The sequence below is a fragment of the Spirosoma koreense genome, assembly GCF_054777875.1.
In genome coordinates, this window is sequence record NZ_BAAHAC010000009.1 from 78,590 (window position 1) to 91,404 (window position 12,815).

The window sequence follows — 12,815 nt, forward strand, 5'->3', positions numbered from 1 at the left end:
GCGTTCATTCGTTTTATTTATATGGAAAATGCCTTTTTGATTATCGACGCTCAGTTCGATTTCTGCCATCCGGAAGGGTCGCTGTTCGTACCCGGCGCTGAGCAGGACATTAGCCGCATGTCTGGTCTGATTCGTAGACATGCAGACCGGATCGACCATATCGTTGTTACGCTCGACACCCACCAGGTGCTGGATATTGCCCATCCACTTTTCTGGAACGATGCTGCCGGAAACCATCCCGCGCCTTTTACACGCATCACGGCTGAAGACGTCGACACCGGAACCTGGATTCCGCGTTTTTCCGCTGAGAAAGCCCGCCAATACATTCACGATCTGGAAGCAGACGGCCAGTTTACTCATTTTATCTGGCCCGAACACTGCCTGATCGGTTCGCGGGGGGCGGCTCTGCACGATACATTACTCGATGCTCTTAAAGAGTGGTCGCGCATACGGGACCTCGATTACGTGGCCGTGCAGAAGGGATTGTACCCATTATCAGAACATTTCGGTATTTTTCGGGCTCAGGTTCCCGATCCGGCGATACCCGAGACCCAGCTCAATACCACTCTGATTGCAGATTTGGCGCGTTATGAGACGGTCTATCTGATGGGTGAAGCAAAATCGCATTGTGTAGCCAACAGTTTGAAGCAAATTCTGGACTACGCTCCGACGCTGGTGCCAAAACTTGTTGTCGTTACCGATTGTATGTCCGATGTAACGGGCTTGGGTTATCTTGCTGATCCAATTTATGCGCTGGCAAGTGAACGAAACGTCCGTTTTATAGAATCGGACGCTATTTTCCGGTAAAAAACCGTAGATTTTCAATGTTATGCAAAAGACGCTGTCTCTGTTTCCGCTCAACCTAATTGTTTATCCCGGCGAAGATCTGAATCTGCATATCTTCGAGCCTCGGTATCGACAGCTTATCAGCGAATGCCTGGAAGAAGAAAAAACCTTCGGTATTCCGGTATTCATCAATAATAAGTTGCCGGGCTATGGAACAGAGATGCATGTGACGACCCTGCATAAGCGATACCCGGACGGGCGAATGGATATTAAATCGAAAGGGCTGGGCGTGTTTCGGCTGGTCAATTTCGAAAATCCGGTGCCAGGAAAGCTCTACGCGGGTGGTGAGGTCGAACTGATTGAGCCGGGCGACAAATTCAGTGCGCACGCATCCGCCCTGACCGAGCGTCTTGAACAGCTATATAGCCTTATGCAGATCGAAACGGACTACGCATCGACAATGGAAAACCTTTCGTACAAAGTGGCGCATAAAGTTGGCCTGTCAGCCGAGCAGGAATACGACCTGCTGACTCTGGAAACCGAAGCTGAGCGGCAGCTCTTTCTGATTCAGCACCTGAACAATGTATTGCCGGTTGTGTTGGATCTGGAGCGCACCAAGCAGCGAATCCGCATGAACGGCCACTTTAAAAACCTAGATCCGCTGAATTTCTGATGCCTACCGGAGTGAGATACCCTGGTTAACTTGGCCCAGTTGAACTTACTCTTTTTCTTCGACTTTCCCGATTTTTTTGGCTCGTTTGGGGAGTTGATCCGCCAGCTCCTGAAAATTCTTTATGGGCGGGCGGGGCTTTTCGGCTTCACCGATCAGGAAACCGTACGGCTTCAGCGCATCGACCGCGTCGAAAATAACTTTCAAAATGGCCGTGAGGGGCAGGGCCAGCACCAGACCGGGCAGGCCCCAAATGCTTTCCCAGAGAATCAGCACGATAATGGCGGCCAGGGGGTTGATACTTACCTTAGAACCGACGATATAAGGCGTGATGAAGTTGCCCTCCAGGGCCTGGACGAACAGAAAAACACCGATTACACCCAAGGCTTTCACCGGGTTATCCTGCGTAAAAAGCGTGTAGGCGGCTGGCAGCAGCGATCCTAATGAAATCCCGAAGTACGGAATCAGGACCAGACAGGCCCCGAAAAAGCCAAAGAATACTGCATAATCGACACCAAGAATGATCAGTCCGACCGTCATGAGCGTACCGATCACCAGAATGACCAGCACCAGTCCGGCGAGGTAATCTTTTACAACTTCATAAATACCCGCCATGACGCTATCGATCTTGGAACGGTGGGTGTTTTTGAAAACTTTGTAGAAAAATGACCGAAAAAAATCGCGGTAAAGCAGGAAGAAAAAGGCGAATAGTAGTACCAGAAACAGGGTCGTAATGATGTTGGTGGTGGTCAACAGGGTCGTTGTAACGATCGTACCCATTTCGGCCAGAGCCTGATTCAGGTATTTACGAATTTCGGCAACCTGCCGTTGTCGATCAATGTTCAATTGCTCATCAGCGAAGGTCCGGATGCTGTTGATATATTCGTTGCCCCGCTTGACAAACTGGGGAATGACCTCGGCAAAACTGCTGAGTTGCACCGAAATGGCATAAAATAAACCGCTGATAATTGCCAGGGCCAGTATCAGACAGACCAGGATGGCTGCCACCCGGGGTACACGCCATTTTTCGAGCCGTTGGACTAATGGAAAGAGCAGTACCGAAAAAAGAATGGCGAACACCAGCGGGATCAGCACGCCTTTCAATGCTTCCAGGCCGTAGACAATAATGACCAGTGAGATTAATACGAACGTAATCTTAGCATATGAAGGCAATTCCACCTCTGGCGAACGGGTATCCATAATAGTGCGGGCTCAAGGGCCTTTTTGTCTTGTTTTTAGCGTTCGACAGAAATTTTCTAACTAACCAACTATCTGTTATAGGCTTTGTTCAGCCAATATGAATCTTAATCCTGAAATAAGAAACTCAGCCTCAAGCGGTAAACCTGAAGGAACTCATTCCTAAGGTGTTAAGTTTTTGTTAAGGATGCGTTTCTGATTGGTAACGTTAAGGATAAGCCCCGTAACTTCGGGGCATCAAATTCCGCCAGCCTACAGATAAGCGTGGGTCATTTTAACAACATAACTCTGTATGAGTGCTGCTAAAGCTGCTCAACCCATACACCGCGTTTTAGTCGTAGACGACGACGCCGACATCGTTGAGATGCTCGAATACAATCTTACCAAAGAGGGATACGATGTACGCACGGCAACCGATGGTCGAAAAGCCATCGAAGTAGCGAAGACGTACTTACCCGAACTGGTTCTCCTGGATATCATGATGCCACACATGGATGGCATCGAAACGGGCCGCCAACTGCGTGATACGGCCGAACTGCGCCAGACCTACATCATCTACCTTACGGCCCGCTCGGAAGAATATTCGGAGGTAGCCGCTTTTGACATCGGTGCCGACGACTACATCACCAAGCCCATAAAGCCGCGCGCGCTGATGAGTCGTATCCACGCGCTGTTCCGGCGTGAAGCGCAGAAATCAGATCCGGGTGAACAGATTACGATTGCCGATTTGCTGATCAATCGAAAAAATTATTCGGTGAGCCAGAACGACAAATCGATTATCCTGCCCAAAAAAGAGTTTGAACTGCTTTTTTTCCTGGCGCAGCATCCGAATAAAGTGTGCAGTCGGGAAGAGTTGCTTCAGAAAATATGGGGGGCCGACATTTATGTCCTCGAACGGACAGTAGACGTTCATATTCGGAAACTCCGCGAAAAAATTGGCGATACCCACATCCGCACCCTGAAAGGAGTTGGGTATATGTTTACCGATCAGCCCGTATAAAGTTTAGAGCTTGCAGTGTAGAGTTTATCGTCTGCTAATTCGTAGCTGTGTGGCCGCGGTCAGTCGTAAACTACGAACTGTAAACTAGTTAACTTTACTGTATGTCTCTTAGTCCCCGTGTCATTGCGCTGTTGCTGGCCTCGCTGATCTCGGCCCTGACGCTTACATTTCTGGCCTTTGTGGAGGGAGTCACCAGCGCGATGCTGTTCGTCGTGGGTATTTCCTCATTCATCATTTCGTTTTTTCTGGTCTACTACGCTATTGAGCTTCTGGTGTTCCGGGAGGTCAACAAGATGTACAAAACCATTCACCAGCTGAAAATTCGGGACTTCAGCATTTCCCGCAAGTCTATCATTCAGAACTCGAACCCCTTTAAGAAGCTGAATGATGAGATTTTCGTTTACGTCGCCAAAAAGCAAAAGGAGATCGATGAACTAAAGCGTCTGGAAGCGTTTCGGCGCGAATTTCTGGCCGACGTATCACATGAGTTGAAAACGCCCATTTTTGCGGCTCAGGGCTTTATTCATACCCTGATCGATGGGGCGGTTGACGATGAAAATGTGCGGGATAAATTCCTGTCGAAAGCGGCCAAAAGTCTGGATGGGCTGGATGCACTGGTGAAAGATTTGGTCGTGCTCTCTCAGTTAGAAACCGGCGAAGTAAAAATGAGCTTTGAACGGGTCGATTTCGCCGAGATTGTTCAGGAGGTTTTCGAGCAGTTAGAAAAAGTCACACAAGCCAAAGGAACGTCATTGACGCTGAATACGCCCCAGTCGGGGCCGATTTGGGTAAAAGCTGACCCACAACGGATTACTCAGGTCATGACCAATCTGATCGAGAACGCAGTCAAGTACGGGAATGAACATGGACGAGTGTCTGTCTTGCTGGAAGAAGACAAAAAACACATTCTCGTGTCTGTCCGCGACAATGGGCCGGGCATTCCGCCTGAACACCTGAGCCGGATCTTCGAGCGATTTTACCGGGTTGAGAAAAGTCGTTCGAAAGATCGGGGCGGAACGGGTTTAGGGCTGGCCATTGTGAAGCACATCCTGAGTGCGCACAAAACGAAAGTAACCGTGATGAGCAAAGTCGAGAAAGGCACTACCTTCCGGTTCAAACTCGAGCGGATGGATGTATAGGTTAATTTATCCGCTATCAAATCAGCCGTTTCAGCGCAAAATGGGTGATGATGATCTGTCCATTGCGCCGAACCAGCATCGACACTTCCTTGCCTTCGCCTTTCTGTAGTATTTTGTAGATATCGCTGATGGTCAAATCCTGAACGGAGCTACTATTGACAAACATAACTTCGTCGCCCTCGGCCAGGCCCGCCATTGCGGCCGGTGAGCCTTCGACAATTTTATCGACGTAATAATTACGAAAACTAGCTCCCCGCGCCCGAAGCTCCAGCCCACTCATGTCATGCTCGAAAGTTTCGCGGATGAGTCGTTTGACCGGCTTCATGACAATGTATTGATCCGGGTAGTTGAACGTGACGTTGAATCGGCGCAGGATCTCACAACCCACATTTCCCTGCCGTTCGGGCATGTTCACCAATTTCATTCCATACGCCATACTGTCTGGAAAGGAAGCCAGTATATTGTCGAGTTCATAACGGCCAAAGCGAATTTTCTGAATGCGGCCCAGCGACCCATTGATAACCCCATTCAGGCCCCGACCCAACTGTGCCCGAATGTTTTTCTCCGGAATGCGCATTGACGGCGTGCTGCGCGAGCGATCGAGTAAAAGAGCATGACCAGCGCCCGTATCCAGAACGACCCGCAATGGCGTGGTTTTCTCACCGTCGAAAACGGACAGCGCATCCGTGTACGCTTTCGTATCCTGAATCGTGATGGGGTACCGATCTCCATGCCGCTTGCGATAGTGGTATTTATCCGGCTTGGTAATCATAATTTCATGGCGCTGGAAATCGACGTTTACAACAAAATTGGCAAAGATCTCATAGCCGAAAATACCATGAACGGGCGTACCTACATACTCGGACAGCTTTAGAATGTCTTCATCCAGAATGACCAGATTATGGTGAGCCGCCCGTAAACCGCCCAGGTTGAGCGTATTGTTGATAGCAATTGAAGCGGTCAGGTTATTGCCTTCACCCGCACCATTCAGTTTGACCTTACGGCTCAGCAGCAGCGGTTTTTTGTGGAACGCATCCGGGTCGGTAATGATCGTATTGCTGACACCGGTATCCAGAATGAAGTGCAACGTATCGGAGTCGTTGACTCTGACCGGTACGATGATCAGGTTGGAATGGAGCTGGAAAGGGATACGTGCCCAGGAGCGGTTGCCGGCGATAAAAAAGCCGTAATGGTCTTTATCGGGGGTTCGCTGGTTGTCATCTCCACGTGCAGCCAGGCATACACCGATCAGCCCGATCAATACTACCAACGTTTTCATGTGCTGTAAATGTTGTTTCTATATAAGACATTGAAATTACTTATTTTTTATCCGAATAACACAAAAATTTAATGAATGGTTTTTTACTGAGTAAGCGGGTTTACCTGCTGCTGGTCATTTCTGCAAAATTTAGTACGTTGCCACCGAACCGTTCTGGCTAAAAGTTCTAATTTCGCCCCGAAAAAGCGAACAAATCGACTTTTACTTTTTTCTAAAAAATCTGATTTTCATTAGATTATCGAATATTATGCGCAAAAAAATTGTGGCTGGTAACTGGAAAATGAACAAGACTGCCGAGGAAGCGATTAGCCTGCTGTCGGAGGTGGTCAATATGGTTAAAGACGAAGTGACAGGCGACGTAGAGGTGGTTGTCTGCCCACCCGCCTTGTATCTGTCCACCGCGCGCCAGTACATCACGTCCGGCGGTAAAATCTCGCTGGGTGCACAAAACTGCCATGAGAAAGCGTCCGGCGCTTATACGGGCGAAATTTCGGCCCCTATGTTACAGTCGATTGGTGTCGATTATGTAATTCTGGGGCATAGCGAACGGCGCCAGTATTTCGGCGAAACCAACGGGCAGTTAGCCGAAAAAGTGGATAGTGCACTCGCCAACGGCCTAAAGCCTATTTTCTGCTGTGGTGAATCGCGCGATCTGCGTGAAAACGGCGATTACATTGGGTTCGTCAAAGATCAGATTACGGAAAGTCTGTTTCACCTGGCGGCCGAATCGTTTGCCAACGTCGTAATTGCCTATGAGCCCATCTGGGCCATCGGCACGGGTTTGACTGCTTCGTCGGCGCAGGCACAGGATATGCATTTTGAGTTGCGTCGGCACATTGCCGATCAATACGGCGATTCGGTAGCTATGGATACCACGATTCTATACGGGGGGAGTGCCAACGCTCAGAACGCAGCCGAACTGTTCGCTCAGCCAGACGTCGACGGCGGGCTGATCGGCGGGGCCTCGCTCAAATCCCGTGATTTCATGACTGTTGTCAAAGCCGCTCAATAATCCTGGAACCGGCCCCCGTTGGGTTAGCGTGATCAATGTAAGTTTTATTTTTCACGCCAGCCCAACGGGGAACGGTTCAACAGTCATGACAGCTACCGATTACGTTCACGCTTTCAAGCTGCAGCCTCACCCCGAAGGAGGTTACTTTGCAGAGACGTACCGCTCGGCGGAGTCGATCGCTCAATCGGCTCTGCCCCAGCGTTTTGTGGGCAACCGTGCCTTCTGCACCGCCATTTACTTTCTGCTCGAACAGCAACAGGTTTCTGCCCTGCACCGAATTCAGGCAGATGAGATCTGGCATTTCTATGCGGGAGGAGCGCTGGAGGTGTTTGTCATCCGGCCAGCCGGCGAACTAAGCGTAATCCGGTTAGGAAATAATCCGGAGCGGGGCGAGGTATTTCAGGCGGTTGTTCCGGCAGGTTGCTGGTTTGGCTCGACACCGGCCAGCGGATCAGCTTTTTCGCTGGTGGGCTGTACGGTGGCACCTGGTTTCGACTTCGCCGATTTTGAGCTGGCAGACCGGGACACAGTACTGAGCCAGTTTCCGCAGCATCGCGCTGTAATCGACAGGCTAACTACTTAAAGTTCACATTGCCGAATTTCGACACTACCCGGAGCTTGGTCCCCGAGCCATTACCTACTTTACCGATGTACTGTTTGGTTAAGCGCGGCCCCCGATTATTGTCGTCGCTGGGCTGGGACTTAAAGTGCATGGTAGAGCCTGAACCGTAATTGAAATTCCCGTAGCTGACCGTTACGTCGAAATCACAATCGTTATCGCTGTCCATCGGAAGGGCCACCGATGAATACGACGCCTGAATCTCGACATTATCCACCGTTTTGGGCAATTGATCGATCTGAAAACCACCCGAAAAGTCGAGCTTGATTTTCCCGGATTCACGTAAGGTTCCGATCTTAGCGCCGGAGTAACTGATGTCGGCGTCTAACTTGCCCACGTCACCGATCGTCATTTTGCCAAACTTGTTAGTCAGAACCAGTACGTTTGCCTTAGACAATTCCAGGTTGCCGTAAGCGATATCCAGTTTTCCCTGACCAATCGTACCGATGTTCGCTTTGCCGTACGCGACATCGATGTCGTTCTGCCGCCCTGTCAGCTCTTCTGTACTAAAATTTCCGTAGCGGTTATGTACCGTAAGCGGAGCCTGGAAAGCCGGAATGCTGGTATTGCCAAACTTGTTGCGGACCGTGAGCGCATTCTGCCGGGGCATCATCACTTCATAGTTAATCTTGACGAAGTTCCGCTCACCCCCGTCTTTCCATTTGCCGAAGCTCCAGTTCGAAAGGTTATTCTGACTAAAATTTGTACGAACCAGAATCTGATTTCCCGAACGCTTCTCTTCGATCGTTACTGCGTCTAAATACTTCTGTACCCGTTCGTCGGAATCGGAGTTCGCAACGATCGTAATCTGAACACGAATTTCCTTTTTTTCCCATAGGCCGACGGACACCTGCCCGAACTGGTTGTCCACGACCAGGTTATCGCTGGCATCAACATCGAATAGTTTAATAATGGTTTTCTTTTTCTCAATTGCCCCGAGGGCAACCGGATCCTCGGCCCGCATGAGCAACGGACAAAGACAAAGCAGGGCGCTATACAGGAGTACTTTCATGTGTTTGTTGTTTAATGCGCTGGATGACGCGCAACTGTTCATTAAGCAGGTTTATCTGCAATTGCAGATTCTGAATCATTGCCTGAATCAGGACTTCCTGATTCGGGTTCTGGGGCAAATCTGATTTCAACGACTGGTACGATTTCTCCAGGCGGTCGAGATCTGTAGCAAACTCCTGGTATAGAGCGGGGTTATCTTCCGTCATTTGCTTCAGTTCCGCTCGTTTGGTATCGATCAGCCGGGTGTACTGGGCTACTTCTTTGGCATAAGTCGGACTGGCGGCCACAACTTCGGGTTGTCGGGCAACGTCGTATTTCCGATTCATGTACAGAAAGCTACCCGCCAGCAAAAGCAGCGCTACAGAAGCGGCTACGCGCCAGTCCAGCCGTGGCCAGCCAATCTGTCGGCTACCCGCCTGCGCCTGGTTCCGGTGAATCTGGCGGAACGGGGCAGATGGATCCAGTTGTGGGCCGGTCAGCGGGCTCACGTTGGACGTATCTTTACCCAGTTCCTGTCCATCAAGCCCGGCTTCTATTCGTTGCCACAGGCTTGCCGACGGTTCTTTGTCGTCAAAATCCTCGCGGTTGTCGCGGATGAAGCGTTCAAGATTGTTCTTTTTCATATCGGATGAGCGAACGAGCCAAAAGCGACCAGGCGGGTGAAACCCTGAAGACCGTATTGTACGCGGTCATCTGGTTGGCCATTCATCATTAATTTAATAACTCAAGTAGACGTTTTTTTCCCCGTAAATATTGTGTTCTTGATGTTGTTTCACTGATATTCAAAACGTTGCCGATCTCTTCGTGGTCGTATCCTTCGAACAAATACAGCGATAACACAACCCGGTAGCCTTCCGGCAACAACTGCATGGCGCGCCGAACTCGTTCTACTTCCAGCTGAACCCCGTCTTCATCGTAGGGCTCCGAGTCGGCATAATCTGGACCATCGTCTTCGCCAAATCGGTGCGATTCCATATCTACCAGTTCCAACCGTCGGCTGCGCAAATGGTTGATTGCCCGATTGACCACAATCTGCTTCAGCCAGGCCCCAAACGTACTTTGTCCGCGAAACGAATTGATATGGCTAAACGCATCGATAAACGCTTCCTGCAATACATCTTCGGCTTCGGCTTCGTGGTTCACAATCCGCAGGCAGACGTTATACATTGCCTTTACGTATTGCTGATAAAGGTCATATTGAGCCCGTCGCTCACCCTGTTGGCAGCGTTTGACCAAGTCTGCATGGCGGTCTGGGTACTGTTTCGGTTCCAACAGGTTCAGATTCGGTAATGTCTAGGTTGTTATCGAGAGAAAGATGCGGGAAAATTGAGAATGTTGCACAATAATTCAGAAAAAGTGCGCGTTTCTTTGGGGTTTTTTCTTAACCCCTGTCTATACGGGTCTTAAATGCCTGATTTGTAGGGTTCCTGAGGTTGTCCGCGAATGAGTAAGGATACGTAAACGAGGTTCTATCTTCGTTATAGTCAAATAAAAAAGACGTTTTGGTGAATAGGAGAGCGGCTAGTTTGGGCAAACAGATCCATCACTACAAAATTGAAAGTCGGATATAGCCAGTGCGGTTGAAACGGAATCGATTCCTTTACACATGGACTTCACCGGAAGCGTATCGACAGTTTTTGGGTGAGTTGGAAATACTAAAGATGGCGTTGTAAGTCCGGCGCTACACAAGTCGGTTCCTGGTCAAAGTTACCGCTTTGGGGGATGTCCTCAACCAAATTATTTCGTAGTTTTGATTGTTGTAGAGGGATAGAGACGAGCTAAATGGTTGATTATATTTCTGGTTTAAATGAACCCCAGCGGGAGGCTGTCATGCACGGCAACGGTCCGCTGATGATTATAGCGGGGGCTGGTTCGGGTAAGACGCGCGTACTGACTTACCGCATTGCTTACCTGATCGAAAACGGCGTCGATCCGTTCCGAATCCTGTCGCTGACGTTTACCAACAAAGCTGCCGGCGAAATGCGCAACCGGATCGAAAAGGTAGTCGGTACGGAAGCCCGTAATATCTGGATGGGCACGTTCCACTCCGTCTTTGCGAAAATTCTGCGTATCGAAGCCAAAGCCATTGGCTATACCAGTAACTTCTCCATCTACGACACCGACGATTCGAAGTCACTGCTGCGGAGCATCGTCAAGGAAATGGGGCTGGATGATAAGGTGTACCGTGTCAACAGCGTTTTCGGGCGGATCTCGGGCGCTAAAAACCGGCTTATCGGCCCGGACGATTACCTGAACAACTCCGTCATTCAGGCCGACGACGAATCGGCCCGGATGCCGCACATCGGCCGGATTTATAAGCAGTACGCCCTGCGCTGTTTTCAGGCCAATGCGATGGACTTCGATGATCTGCTGTTCAATACGAACGTGCTGTTCCGCGATCATCTGGACATCCTGAACAAATACCAGCATAAGTTTCAGCACGTGATGGTCGATGAGTTTCAGGATACCAACGTATCTCAGTACCTCATTACCCGTAAACTAGCGGCTGTGCACGAGAATATCTGCGTTGTAGGCGACGATGCGCAGAGCATTTATGCCTTCCGGGGGGCCAACATCGAAAATATTCTGAATTTCCAGCGCGACTATGGCAAAGAAAACGTCAAGATCGTGAAGCTGGAGCAGAATTACCGCTCGACAAAAACCATCGTCGAGGCTGCCAATTCCATTATTGCCCGAAACAAGCACCAGCTGGAAAAACACGTCTTTACCGATAATGAAGAAGGGCCGTTGATCGACGTCATCAAAGCATCGTCGGATAACGAAGAAGGACGTCTGGTCGCTTCGGCTATTTTCGAGGCCAAGATGAACGAATCGCTGACAAACAACGACTTCGCAATTTTGTACCGGACTAACGCGCAGTCGCGGGCGTTTGAAGAAGCGTTGCGCAAAGTCAGTATTAAATACCGGATCATCGGTGGTTTGTCCTTCTACCAGCGGAAAGAAATTAAAGACCTGATTGCGTATCTGCGCTATACAGTCAATCAGCAGGACGAAGAAGCCTTCAAGCGGATCATCAATCTGCCCAAGCGGGGGATCGGCGACACGACCGTGGCGAAGATCAGTGTGATAGCGGCTGAGAAACAGGATTCCGTCTGGGAGATTGTATCCGAAATCAGCAAGCACGTGGCTGGCCGGGCCGGGATTGCCATTGAAGGATTTGCCGATCTGATCAAAAGCTTTAAACTCCTGCTCGACAAAAAAGATGCGTTTGAGGTAGCTTCACATATTGCCAAAGCGTCGGGGTTGCTCAAGGAGCTTTACGACGACAAGACTGTCGAAGGGCTGGCACGCTACGAAAACGTGCAGGAATTGCTAAACGCCATCAAGGAATTCGTCGATAATCCGGATAACGACGATAAAAGCCTGGGCGCATTTCTTCAGTCGGTTTCCCTGCTGACCACGGCCGACGAAAAAGAAGATGACGGCGACAACGATAAAGTGACGCTGATGACCATTCACGCGGCTAAAGGACTGGAGTTTAAGAACGTACATATCGTTGGGCTGGAAGAAGACCTGTTTCCGAGTCAGATGATGCTCGAAAGCCGGAACGATCTGGAGGAAGAGCGTCGCCTGTTCTACGTTGCCATTACCCGGGCCGAAAAGCGGCTGTCGGTGTCGTATGCCGAGACACGCTATCACTATGGCCGCCTGAAAATGTGTGAACCCAGCCGGTTCCTGATGGAAATCGATCAGAAATACATGAAGCTGTCGAAGTTGCGGTCGGCGCCGAGCCGGCTGGATTTCGACCGACCCGAACGCGACCGAAGTGAGAGCACCTCGACGGGGTCCATGGCTTTTGTCCGGTCGCTGGCGCAACGAACCGCACGTTCGCAGGCTCCTCAGCCGACCGTCGCGCATACGCCATCCAGCGATTTTGCTCCGACCAGTACAGCCAATCTGGCCGCTGGTCAGCGGGTCGAGCATGCCAAATTTGGTTTTGGCACCGTAAAGCAGGTCGACGTGAACGGTACCGAGCGAAAGGCGACCATTCAGTTTGAGCAGGCGGGCGAGAAAGTCCTGCTGCTGAGCTTCGCAAAGTTGCGGGTGGTGCAATGAGTTTACGTTTTGTAGTAACTTTGGC

The 12,815-nt window shown here is 50.2% G+C and carries 12 protein-coding genes; 7 read left to right on the forward strand and 5 right to left on the reverse strand.

Annotated features, from left to right (window positions below; all coding sequences use genetic code 11):
* Positions 1 to 21 precede the first annotated feature (21 nt).
* Together ACYVC2_RS11260 and ACYVC2_RS11265 are read left to right on the forward strand one after the other, a co-directional pair.
* Positions 22 to 807 carry a cysteine hydrolase family protein gene (locus tag ACYVC2_RS11260; RefSeq protein ID WP_461102522.1) on the forward strand — a complete coding sequence of 262 codons (786 nt, stop codon included), beginning with the start codon at positions 22 to 24 and terminating at the stop codon, positions 805 to 807.
* Positions 808 to 829: 22 nt separating this feature from the next.
* Positions 830 to 1,459, forward strand: a complete 630-nt coding sequence (locus ACYVC2_RS11265; protein WP_461102523.1) for an LON peptidase substrate-binding domain-containing protein — start codon at positions 830 to 832, stop codon at positions 1,457 to 1,459.
* Between the two features lie 45 nt (positions 1,460 to 1,504).
* Here the strand turns inward: ACYVC2_RS11265 and ACYVC2_RS11270 are convergent, their stop codons facing one another.
* The gene (locus ACYVC2_RS11270; protein ID WP_461102524.1) at positions 1,505 to 2,656 is read right to left on the reverse strand and encodes an AI-2E family transporter; all 1,152 of its coding nucleotides are present in this window, start codon (positions 2,654 to 2,656) and stop codon (positions 1,505 to 1,507) included.
* A gap of 289 nt (positions 2,657 to 2,945) precedes the next feature.
* Between ACYVC2_RS11270 and ACYVC2_RS11275 the strand changes: the two genes are divergently transcribed.
* A complete protein-coding gene (locus ACYVC2_RS11275; RefSeq protein ID WP_461102525.1) occupies positions 2,946 to 3,653 on the forward strand; it encodes a response regulator transcription factor in 708 nt (235 codons plus the stop codon).
* Positions 3,654 to 3,754: 101 nt separating this feature from the next.
* On the forward strand, positions 3,755 to 4,792 hold the full coding sequence (locus ACYVC2_RS11280; protein ID WP_461102526.1) for a sensor histidine kinase: 1,038 nt from the start codon (positions 3,755 to 3,757) through the stop codon (positions 4,790 to 4,792).
* A 16-nt stretch (positions 4,793 to 4,808) separates the two neighbouring features.
* On the opposite strand, the gene ACYVC2_RS11285 is transcribed toward ACYVC2_RS11280, so the two are convergent.
* Positions 4,809 to 6,071, reverse strand: a complete 1,263-nt coding sequence (locus ACYVC2_RS11285) for an aspartyl protease family protein (protein WP_461102527.1) — start codon at positions 6,069 to 6,071, stop codon at positions 4,809 to 4,811.
* A 247-nt stretch (positions 6,072 to 6,318) separates the two neighbouring features.
* Between ACYVC2_RS11285 and tpiA the strand changes: the two genes are divergently transcribed.
* Together tpiA and ACYVC2_RS11295 are read left to right on the forward strand one after the other, a co-directional pair.
* On the forward strand, positions 6,319 to 7,083 hold the full coding sequence (tpiA, locus tag ACYVC2_RS11290; protein ID WP_461102528.1) for a triose-phosphate isomerase: 765 nt from the start codon (positions 6,319 to 6,321) through the stop codon (positions 7,081 to 7,083).
* Positions 7,084 to 7,168: 85 nt separating this feature from the next.
* Positions 7,169 to 7,666, forward strand: a complete 498-nt coding sequence (locus ACYVC2_RS11295) for a cupin domain-containing protein (RefSeq protein WP_461102529.1) — start codon at positions 7,169 to 7,171, stop codon at positions 7,664 to 7,666.
* On the opposite strand, the gene ACYVC2_RS11300 is transcribed toward ACYVC2_RS11295, so the two are convergent.
* From ACYVC2_RS11300 to ACYVC2_RS11310, 3 genes are all read right to left on the reverse strand, one after another.
* Positions 7,659 to 8,714, reverse strand: a complete 1,056-nt coding sequence (locus ACYVC2_RS11300) for a hypothetical protein (protein WP_461102530.1) — start codon at positions 8,712 to 8,714, stop codon at positions 7,659 to 7,661. The two genes, ACYVC2_RS11295 and ACYVC2_RS11300, sit on opposite strands and share 8 nt — an antisense overlap.
* Positions 8,695 to 9,336, reverse strand: coding sequence for a hypothetical protein (locus ACYVC2_RS11305; RefSeq protein WP_461102531.1), 642 nt, complete (start codon positions 9,334 to 9,336; stop codon positions 8,695 to 8,697). The genes ACYVC2_RS11300 and ACYVC2_RS11305 overlap by 20 nt, the downstream gene beginning before the upstream one ends.
* An 88-nt stretch (positions 9,337 to 9,424) precedes the next feature.
* Complete coding sequence (locus ACYVC2_RS11310) at positions 9,425 to 9,985, reverse strand: RNA polymerase sigma factor (protein ID WP_461102532.1); 561 nt, start codon at positions 9,983 to 9,985, stop codon at positions 9,425 to 9,427.
* 510 nt (positions 9,986 to 10,495) lie between these two features.
* On the opposite strand from ACYVC2_RS11310, the gene ACYVC2_RS11315 reads away from it, so the two are divergent.
* Positions 10,496 to 12,790: an ATP-dependent helicase gene (locus tag ACYVC2_RS11315; RefSeq protein ID WP_461102533.1), complete on the forward strand. Its 2,295-nt coding sequence runs from the start codon at positions 10,496 to 10,498 to the stop codon at positions 12,788 to 12,790.
* Positions 12,791 to 12,815: the final 25 nt, after the last annotated feature.